Origin of the sequence: Goekera deserti (assembly GCF_010685995.1) — a bacterium.
Lineage (GTDB): Bacteria > Actinomycetota > Actinomycetes > Mycobacteriales > Geodermatophilaceae > Goekera > Goekera deserti.
The window spans coordinates 56,145-65,196 of record NZ_JAAGWK010000031.1; the positions used below are offsets into that span (position 1 = coordinate 56,145).

The window sequence follows — 9,052 nt, forward strand, 5'->3', positions numbered from 1 at the left end:
GAACGCCCAGCCTGGCCCGCGCCCCCACCGGGGTCAATGCGCCGGCCGCGAGGCAACACGGCGTTCACACCGGTCAGCTGACGGCGAGCAGCCGCAGGTCGCGCACGTAGGTGCCGGTGCTGCCGCGGGCACCGGTGACCAGCCGGGACATGCCGGCCGACGTCGCCGTCAGCGCGGACGTGCCCAGCAGCGAGGACGGCAGCAGCACACTGGGCAGCACCGGCAGCCGCAGGCCGTCGTCCTGCAGGGTCAGCACCAGCCCGGCCACCAGGACGGCGAGCACCGCGACGACGCCGAGGGCCACGGCCAGCCCGGCGTGCGCGGCCAGGAAACCGATCAGCGGCGGGCCGCCGAGCAGCCCGGTGTAGCCGATCGTGGTGGACAGCGCGACGCCGCCGGCGCCGCCGAGCGCGCCGGCGCGGGCGATGGACAGCGGGAACACGTTGGCCAGGCCGAGCCCGACGAGCACGAAGCCGGCCAGCGCGACCGGCAGCGAGCTGGTCAGCACCGCCGCGGAGCCCCCGGCGGCGGCCAGCAGCGCGCCCCCGACGAGCACCTGGCGCTCGCCCAGCCGGCGCACCAGCCGGTCGCCGGCGAGCCGGCCGCAGGCCATCGCCAGGGAGAACCCGGCGTAGCCGGCGGCGGCCAGGGCGGGTCCGGCGGCGAGGTCCTCGCGCAGGTACAGCGCGGCCCAGTCGGTCACGCCGCCCTCGCCGAAGGCGGTGCAGCCGGCGATCACGCCGAGCACCACGAGCACCGCGGTGGGCCGGCCGGCCCGGGTGGTCGCCGTCCGGCGGGCCGGGGACGGCGCTTCGGTGTCCCCACCGACCAGGGCCGGCGCGGCCCACGCGGTGAGCAGCAGGCAGGCCGCCGCGACGACCACGAGGTGCACGGCCACGCCGAGCACCGCCGACGCGAGCGCGCCGGCCAGGGCGCCACCGAGGCCGCCGAGGCTGAACGCGGCGTGCATGCCGGACAGCAGCGGGCGGCCGGCCCTGGCCTCGACCTGCACGCCGATGCTGTTGGCGGCCACGTTGAGCATGCCGGTGGCCCCGCCGAACACGAGCAGGGCGGCGCAGAGCGCGGGCATCGAGCCGGCGAGGCCGGGCAGCACGGTGGTGGCGCAGACCAGGACGGCGGCCACCGAGGCGACCAGGCCGGCGCCGACCCGGGAGCACAGCGCCCCGGTGACCTGCATGCAGGCCAGCGCGCCGAGGGACAGGCAGAGCAGGGCGCCGCCGAGCGCGGCGTGCCCGGCACCGAGGCCGGCGCTGACGTCGGGCACCCGGGCGGCCCAGCTGCCCATGACGAAGCCGTCGAGGGCGAACAGGGCGGCGACGGCGACGCGCAGCCGGGACAGCGTCGGCGGGGTGGCGCGGGTGGTGGCGGAGCGGACGAGCCCGGCGACCGGGACGCGGGCACGCTGGAGGAACACGGGAGCAGACACGGGAGACCTTCGGGGAGTGGGGGCCGGCCGGGCCACGACGGGGGCCGGCGGGGAGCGGGAGTCGGAGAGCACACGACCTCGGGCGCTGCTCCTACGGTGCCACCGCCCGGTGGTCACCAACCGGGACCGACACCGTGATGCCACCCACGACGCCCGGTCGTCCCGGGTCGCCCTCCCGTCCCGACGCGCCCTCCCCGGGGCGCGTCGGCAGGAGTGCTCAGCTCCCGAGCTCGGCCACCACCGGCAGGTCGGCCAGGAGCGCACCGGCCTGCTCGGCGGCCAGCGGGCGGCTGAGCAGGTAGCCCTGCGCGTGGTCGCACGCGTCGGCCCGCAGCCGGTCCAGCTGCTCCACCTCCTCGACGCCCTCGGCCACGACGGTGAGCCCGAAGGTGTGCGCGGCACGCACCATGAGCGCGACGAGCTCCTCGCTGCCCAGGTCCGTGGCCGCGACGAAGCTGCGGTCGATCTTGAGCACGTCGACCGGCAGGGTGCGCAGCTGGCCGATGGAGGTGTAACCGGTGCCGAAGTCGTCGATGGCCACGGTCACCCCGAGCGCGCGGAGCCCGGCGAGGTGCTCGGCGGCGACCGGGTCGTCGACCAGCACCGTCTCGGTGACCTCGACGACGAGCCGGTCGGCGGGGACGCCGGCGGCGGCCAGCGCCTCGGCGACGTCGCTGATCACCCGGCGCTCGGTCAGGTGCCGGCCGGAGATGTTGACCGCCATCGTGACCTGCTGCGCCGTGGCGCTGCCGGTCGCCCGCCAGGCGGCCAGCTGGTGGACGGCCTCGTCGAGCACCCAGCGGTCGATGTCGCAGATGAGCCGGGTGGCCTCGGCGACGGGGATGAACTGGTCCGGGGGCACCATGCCGACCCCGGGCCGCTGCCAGCGCAGCAGCGCCTCGTACCCGGCGATCCGGTCGGCCGCCACGTCGAACACCGGCTGGTAGACCACCGACATCTCACCGTGGGCCAGGCCGTCGGCGATGGCCCGCTCGAGCTCGGCGTGCTCGGCCAGCTGGGCGCGCAGCTGGTCGTCGAAGACCTCCGCGCGGCCCCGGCCCGAGGTCTTGGCGCGCGCGGCGGCGGCGTCGGCCTCGGCCAGCAGCACGTCGGCGTCACCGCCGGCGTCACGGCTCACCGCGACGCCCACGCTGGCCCCCATCCGGACGACCCGGTCGTGGGCGGTGATCGGCTCGCCGATGGCGGCGATCAACCGCTCGGCGAGGTCCACGAGGTCGGCCTCGTTGTCCACCGGCTCGACCAGGACGACGAACTCGTCACCGCCGAGGCGGGCCACGACGTCGCCGGCGCGGACCAGGGCACGCATCCGCCGGGCGACCTCGCGCAGCACCTCGTCGCCGCAGGCGTGGCCGTGCCGGTCGTTCACGGCCTTGAAGCCGTCCAGGTCGACGACCAGCAAGCCGGTCATCTCCCCGGTCCGGTCACCGCGGGAGAGCGCGGCCGCGGTGAGGGCCCGTGCCTGGGCACGGTTGGGCAGCTCGGTGAGCGGGTCGTGCGCCGAGCGGTGCGCCAGCGCGCTCTGCAGCTCCTCACGGTGCCGCATGGAGCTGACGATCTGCTCCACCGAGGCGTGCACGACCGCGCCGAGCGGGCCGGGGAGCGGCTGGGCCAGCACCACGTTGGCCAGGTCGCCCTTCGCGACGGCCTCGGCCTGGTCCTGGATGCGGCGCAGGCTGTCCACGGCGGAGCCGAGGGCAGCGGAGACGGTGCGCACCTCCCGCGGGCCGCCGGAGCGGACCTCGACCAGGGTGCCCTCGCTGACCTCGCGGGCCTGTGCTGCCAGCCGGCCCAGGGAGCGGCTGACCACCCGGGCCAGCACGAGCGCGCCGAGCGCCGCGGCGACCAGCACCACGACGCCGCCGCCGACGGACCGGGTGTAGCGGTCGTTGGCCGCCGACCGGTCGGCCGCGGCCAGCGCCAGGGCACTGTCCACCCCGTTGTCGACCAGGCCGACGACCTGCCCGTCGATGGCGGCCGAGGAGGTCATCAGGGCGGCGAGCTGCACGACCGTCAACCGGGGACGGTCCCGGCTCGCCGTGGGGTCGAGCACCTTGTCCAGGGCGCGCACCGAGTCGCTGGCGGCGAACCCGGCCCACGACTGCCGCAGCGAGGGCTGCGAGAGGCTCTCCAGCTGCTGGCGGAGGTCGGTGTAGTGCAGCCACCCGGTCTCCCAGGCCAGCCGTGACCCGATCAGCTCGTCGGGGCCGTCGTGGACCACCGACCCGAGCCAGAGGGGCAGCTGACGGCTGGCGGCCTGGGCGTACTCGGCCATGAGCTGCACGTCCTGGATCGCCCGGCGGGTCGCGCTGGGCACGCCCTCGGCACCGGCGTCGCCCGCGGCGGACCGCTGGGCGCTCATCAGCTGGTCGGAGACCGAGACGTACCGCAGGTACAGCTGCTGCAGGCCGACGCTGCCGGAGTCACCGGACTCCCGCAGGGCGGCCACGTCGTCGGCGACGGAGCGGGCGAGGACCGGGGACGTGCCCGCCAGCGCCGCGAGCGCCTCGTCGGTCTTGAGGCGGTACCCGTCCCGGAAGCTGCTGGTGAGCGGCCGGTAGGAGGCGACCTCGGCCACCTCGAAGCCGACGTCGCGCAGCGCCGCCGGGTCGTCCATGACCATCAGCACCAGCGACCACATCACCTCGCGCTCGGCCGCACCGCGGGCGCTGTCCAGCAGCGCCATGCTCGCCACGGCGCGCTCGGCGCGGGCCGCGCTGTCGGCCTCTTCCACGCGGGCGCCGGCCACCACGACGGTGAGGGCGACGACGGCTGCCAAGGGCACGCAGACGAGGGCCGTCAGGAACACCCACAGCGGTGCTCCGCGCCGGTCGGTACGTGACTTCGCCATGTCGCTGTTGTCGGCAGCGCAGTAGCGGACCTGAGCGGTGGGCATCCGACGTCCCCCGGAGGGAGGGGATGCCGGGGCACGTCGCCGGGGCCCGCGGCGGCCGGGTCAGTGCGGGGTCGGACCGGTCGCGCTCCAGGTCCGGTGCTCGGCGCCGAGCAGCCGGTACCCGTCCAGGCGCACGCCGGTGATCCGCTCGGCGACGGTGAGCATCGCCGGTCTCGGGTCGGCGTCCGGGTCGCCGAAGGGCAGGCCCAGCTCCTCCGCGAGCTGCTCCTGCTCCCCACCGGTGGGGTACGCCACCGGGTCGAAGCAGCGGACGACGACGCCGGCCCGGGCGAGGGTGAACTGCTGGACGGCGTTGACGTTCCAGGACACCGACACCGCCGTGCCGCCGGCGGACAGCGCGGCGACGGTGCCGGGCCGGGCGCACAGGTGGCCGTTGGGCTCCACGACGAGCAGCCACCCGTCGGCCTCGTCCACCTGCACCAGGAAGTGCCCGCGGGCGTGGTCCTGCTGCCCGGCCACCTCCTCGAAGGTGGCCAGCCCGCGGGTGGACCAGTCGATGCCGAGCGCGCCGCCCAGCACCGTGAGGTCCCAGCCGGACACCAGCGTGAGCGTCACGGCCTCGACCTCGGCCACCCAGGGGTGGGCGGCGAGCGTCCCGTCCGGGGTCCTGCGGTGCATGCCGACGACGGTACGGGCGGTGTCGTGGCGCCCGAGGTCAGGGCACGGGGGTGGTGGCGAGATCGGCGTCGTCGGGGCCGCGGGTCACCACCTGGGCGGCGTTCTCCGGCATCGGCAGCACCGCGACGCCGTCGGTCAGGGCGACGTCGGTGAGCACGCTGCCGTCGGTGGTGAGCACCTGCGCGCGGGCGGCCGTCGGGGGGGCGACGACGACGAGGCTGGTCACGGTGTTCGCTTCGAACGACCCGTCGACGACGTCACAGCGCAGCACGTAGGCACGTTCCTCGGCCGACTGGCCGGCGGGCCACACGAGCTGCTGCTCACAGGTGCTCCACATGACTCCGCCGTCCTCGAGTGGACGGGCGTACATGCTCTGCACCACCACCGCGCCCGACGGCACGGTGGCCGTCAGCAGCGTGACCTGCGCCGGTACACCAGCTGGCCCGGGTACCTCGCCGACCCACGGGACGACGAACCGATCAGCAGAGAGCGGGCGGTCCACCCGCGGCACGACGGACCGGACCGCGTTGTCGACGCTCTGCCCGACGACCGAGCCCGGGTCGTCCGGCGGGGCGGTGCGCAGGAACGTCAGCGGCACGTCCACGGCCGCATCGGCGCCGAACGAGGACGGACCGACGGACGGCACCTCGACCCCGTCCCGGAGAACGCGGTACTGCGGCGGGCTGGCCCACAGCACGCCGGGCTCTGCCTCGATCCGTGTCACGGCGACGCCGACGGGTGTCGGCACCGACCCGAAGGACATCGTGGTGCCGCCGTCGGGCAGGACCTTCGGCGGGGTGCCGAGTTGGACGACGTCCCCGGGGGCGCTGACCACGACCAGGTCACCGGTGCTGGTGTCGACCAGCGCACTCGGCTGCGTGCCGGTGAACCCCCGCGGCTGGCTGGCCAGCTGCATCTGCTCCGGGGTGGCCCCGGGGGGCCCGGTGAACCAGGCGACGGCGACGTCGCTCAGTGCGCCGAGGTCGGTCTGCAGCGCCGGGTCGTCCAGCGGCGGCTCGGGCCGGGCGGTGTTCTCCCCGGCGACCAGCGCCCAGCGCGCGCCGCTGGGCACCTCGCCGACGAACACGACGCGCCGGGTGTCCAGGGTCGGGTCGGGCAGCCCAGGGGGCTGGTCCGGGCCGGTCCACGGCAGCGCCCGGACCGCCTCGACGAACGCCGGATCACCGGCCAGCGAGCCGCGCGTCGGCAGGTCGTACAGCTCGACGAGCGGTGGCTCCGGTGCGGCCGCGCGGTCGCCGTCGCCGTCGCGGAGCCGGCTGAGCGCGAGCGGCACCGCGGTGATCACCAGCAGCACCGCCAGCCCGGTGGCGAGCAGGACGGCCCGGTTCCGGCGCCGGCGGTGCACCCGCCCGGCCATCGTGGCCGCACTGAGGTCGGGGGCGGAGTGCACGTCGACGTCGGCGGCCCAGTCGTGCAGGCCCGTGCGGAGGTCGTCCTCGAGGGTCATCAGTGGGTCTCCTGCCGCGATGCGCCGTCGGGGGCGGGGGTGTCCTGGAGGTGGTCGCGGAGCCGGCCGAGCCCGCGGGCGGTCTGGCTCTTCACGGTGCCGACCGAGCAGCCCATCAGCCGGGCGGTCTCGGCCTCGGAGAGGTCTTCGTAGAAGCGCAGCACCAGCGTGGTGCGCACCCGCGGCGGCAGCGTCGCCAGCGCGGTGCGCATCCGGTCCCGCTCCACGACGCCGTCGGCGTGCCCGGCGTGACCGGTGTCGGGCAGCTCCGACACCACCGCCTCCGACGACGAGCGCCGGCGCAGCCAGCTCAGGTGCGTGGTGACCAGCACCTTGCGCACGTAGGCCACCGGGTCGCGCTGGTCGTCCAGCCGCCGCCAGCGCCGGTAGGTCTCGAAGAACGCGGTCTGCACCAGGTCCTCCGCCCGGCCGCGGTCGCCGGTGAGCAGCACCGCCGTCCGGAGCACCGCGGCCCGGCGCGCGGCGACGAAGTCGTCGAACGCCTCGCTCTGCTCTCGGTCCACGGCCACCCCTCGGTCGGTCTCACCTGTCAGACGACGTGGGGACGGCCGCAGGTTGTCACCGCAGCCGCGGGCACCCGGAGGGCGACCAGGCCTGCCAGCAGGTACGCACACCCCTGGACCTGCAGGGCGGCGGTGAGGGCGGCGCCGGTGCCGACCAGGCCGGCCACCAGCATGCCGGCGGCCTGGGCACCGCCGTACACCGCCAGCACGGCGGCGACCACCCGGCCGCGGGTGAGTGGCGCGGTGTGCGTCTGCAGCAGGGTCGCCTGACTGCTGGTCGCCGCCAGCCCCGGCACCCCGACGGCGATGAAGGGGCCCACGTAGACCCCGAGGGCCGTGGTCACCAGCGGCCCGTTCCAGGTGACCAGCGACAGCAGCCCGAAGGCCGTGCACGAACCGGCCAGCACCACCCGCGGGCTCAGCTGCCGCATCAGCCGCCCCAGCAGCAGGGCACCGGCGAGGGTGCCGATCGCCTGCACGCCGCGGAGCAGGCCGACGTCGGCGGGGCCGGCCTGCAGGTCCCGGACCACGAACAACACGAAGAGCACGACGAACGCGCCCTGGGCGAGTCCGCCCAACACGAGCACCACCGTCAGCCGTCGGAGCGCGGGGCTGGCGGTGAGGTCCCGCACCCCGGCCAGCCAGGCACCAGGGGCCGCCGGGGGGCGGAGGCCGGCGGGCAGCGGCGCGGCGGGTGACGGGCGGCGGCGCACGGTGAGGACGACGGCGGCGGCGAGGAAGCTGGCGGCGTCCCCGGCGACGATGGCGGGCAGGCCCCCGATGCCCAGCAGCACCCCGCCCAGCGGACCACCGACCAGGCGTGCGAGCCCGGCGGTGAGCGCAAGCGCGCCGTTGACCTCCATCCGGGCGTCCTCGGGCACGACGGCCGCGGCGATGCTGATCCGGGCCGGCTCCACCACGGTCGCCAGGGTCGACTGCACGATCACGACGACGTACACGACCCACAGGTCCCCGGCACCGTCGACCAGCAACAGCGGGGCCAGCCCGGCGGCCTGGGCGAGGCAGGCCCCGGTCAGCAACCGCCACTGGTCACACCGGTCGACCAGGACGCCGGCGAACGGGCCCAGCACCACGGTGGGCACCAGTTCGAGCACCAGCACGGTGGCCGTGCCGAGTGCCGACCCGGTCAGGGCGAGCACGTGCAGCGGCAGCGCCACCAGCAACATCCAGTCGCCGGCCTCGGACAGCAGCCCGGCCAGCCCGAGCCGGCCCACGACCGGACGCCGCAGCGCCGCGAGCGAGGTCACCGGCCCGGGCGGGCTGCGTCAGGGTGCAGGAACGCGCGCAGCCCAAGGTGTACCAGCGCGGCATCGGCGGGGACGTCGGTGCGGATCCGCCCGACGAACGGCCGGATCAGGGCGTCCAGCGAGGCGAGCAGCTCGTCGAGCTCGGCGGGGGTGACGGCGAGGGTGTAGCGGTGCGAGCCCTCCCGGTCGGTCCACTCGGCCGGCAGGTGCCGTCGTTGCTCGAGGTACCGGCGCAGCAGCTCCTCCGCGTGCCGGTCGGCAACGCCCTCCAGCGCTGCTGCGGCCACCGCGCCGGCGGGGTCGCCGGCCGCGGAGAAGTCGAAGCCGACCGCGGTTGCCCGCCAGGGGCGGCGCCGGCCGTCGGTGCTGTCCGGGTCGGCCCGCTCGACCAGCCCCACCCGGGCCAACGCGCGCAGGTGCCAGGAGCAGTTGGACGGGCTCTCCCCCACCACCTCGGCGCACTCGCTCGCCGTCCGGGGGCCGACGTCCAGCAGGTGGCTGAGGATCGCGAACCGCGCCGGGACGGCGAGCGCGGCCAGCGCCTCCCCACCCGGCACGCCGCGGGGCGGTGGCTGCTGTCTTGAAGTCATGGCTTCACGGTGGGTGGACCGGCGGGTTGTTGTCAAGTCGTCGCTTCATGGTTCGGCGAGGCGGGGCGCCAGGCGATCGAGGGGTCATCACGTCCGAGGGGTCATCGCGCCCGAGGGGTGGGATGGCGCCCGCGAAGGCGAGCACCCTAGCCCACCTAGCCCACCGAGCCCACCGAGCCCACCGAGCCCACCGAGCCCACCG

General features: G+C 76.0%; 7 protein-coding genes. All 7 read right to left on the bottom strand.

Features of this window, described 5'->3' with window-relative positions; all coding sequences use genetic code 11:
* Positions 1-73 precede the first annotated feature (73 nt).
* The 7 genes from G1H19_RS19905 to G1H19_RS19935 all read right to left on the bottom strand — a co-directional run bounded on the left by G1H19_RS19905 (position 74) and on the right by G1H19_RS19935 (position 8,850).
* On the bottom strand, positions 74-1,447 hold the full coding sequence (locus tag G1H19_RS19905) for an MFS transporter (protein ID WP_235927919.1): 1,374 nt from the start codon (positions 1,445-1,447) through the stop codon (positions 74-76).
* Between the two features lie 217 nt (positions 1,448-1,664).
* Positions 1,665-4,361, bottom strand: coding sequence for a putative bifunctional diguanylate cyclase/phosphodiesterase (locus G1H19_RS19910; RefSeq protein ID WP_152727474.1), 2,697 nt, complete (start codon positions 4,359-4,361; stop codon positions 1,665-1,667).
* Positions 4,362-4,421: 60 nt separating this feature from the next.
* The gene (locus G1H19_RS19915) at positions 4,422-5,000 is read right to left on the bottom strand and encodes a DUF6461 domain-containing protein (protein ID WP_152727473.1); all 579 of its coding nucleotides are present in this window, start codon (positions 4,998-5,000) and stop codon (positions 4,422-4,424) included.
* A gap of 37 nt (positions 5,001-5,037) precedes the next feature.
* Complete coding sequence (locus tag G1H19_RS19920) at positions 5,038-6,468, bottom strand: hypothetical protein (protein ID WP_152727472.1); 1,431 nt, start codon at positions 6,466-6,468, stop codon at positions 5,038-5,040.
* Positions 6,468-6,998 (bottom strand): SigE family RNA polymerase sigma factor, encoded by a 531-nt coding sequence (locus G1H19_RS19925; protein WP_328593517.1) that lies wholly within the window; start codon positions 6,996-6,998, stop codon positions 6,468-6,470. The genes G1H19_RS19920 and G1H19_RS19925 overlap by 1 nt, the downstream gene beginning before the upstream one ends.
* Before the next feature lie 20 nt (positions 6,999-7,018).
* A complete protein-coding gene (locus G1H19_RS19930) occupies positions 7,019-8,260 on the bottom strand; it encodes an MFS transporter (RefSeq protein WP_152727471.1) in 1,242 nt (413 codons plus the stop codon).
* A complete protein-coding gene (locus tag G1H19_RS19935) occupies positions 8,257-8,850 on the bottom strand; it encodes a winged helix-turn-helix domain-containing protein (RefSeq protein ID WP_152727470.1) in 594 nt (197 codons plus the stop codon). Before G1H19_RS19935 ends, G1H19_RS19930 begins: the two co-directional genes overlap by 4 nt.
* Between the last annotated feature and the right edge of the window lie 202 nt (positions 8,851-9,052).

Excerpts from the sequence above, each read along its gene's own strand:
- G1H19_RS19910 (WP_152727474.1), bottom strand. The coding sequence starts at position 4,361 with ATGCCCACCGCTCAGGTCCGCTACTGCGCTGCCGACAACAGCGACATG.
- G1H19_RS19915 (WP_152727473.1), bottom strand. The coding sequence starts at position 5,000 with ATGCACCGCAGGACCCCGGACGGGACGCTCGCCGCCCACCCCTGGGTG.
- G1H19_RS19920 (WP_152727472.1), bottom strand. The coding sequence starts at position 6,468 with ATGACCCTCGAGGACGACCTCCGCACGGGCCTGCACGACTGGGCCGCC.
- G1H19_RS19935 (WP_152727470.1), bottom strand. The coding sequence starts at position 8,850 with ATGACTTCAAGACAGCAGCCACCGCCCCGCGGCGTGCCGGGTGGGGAG.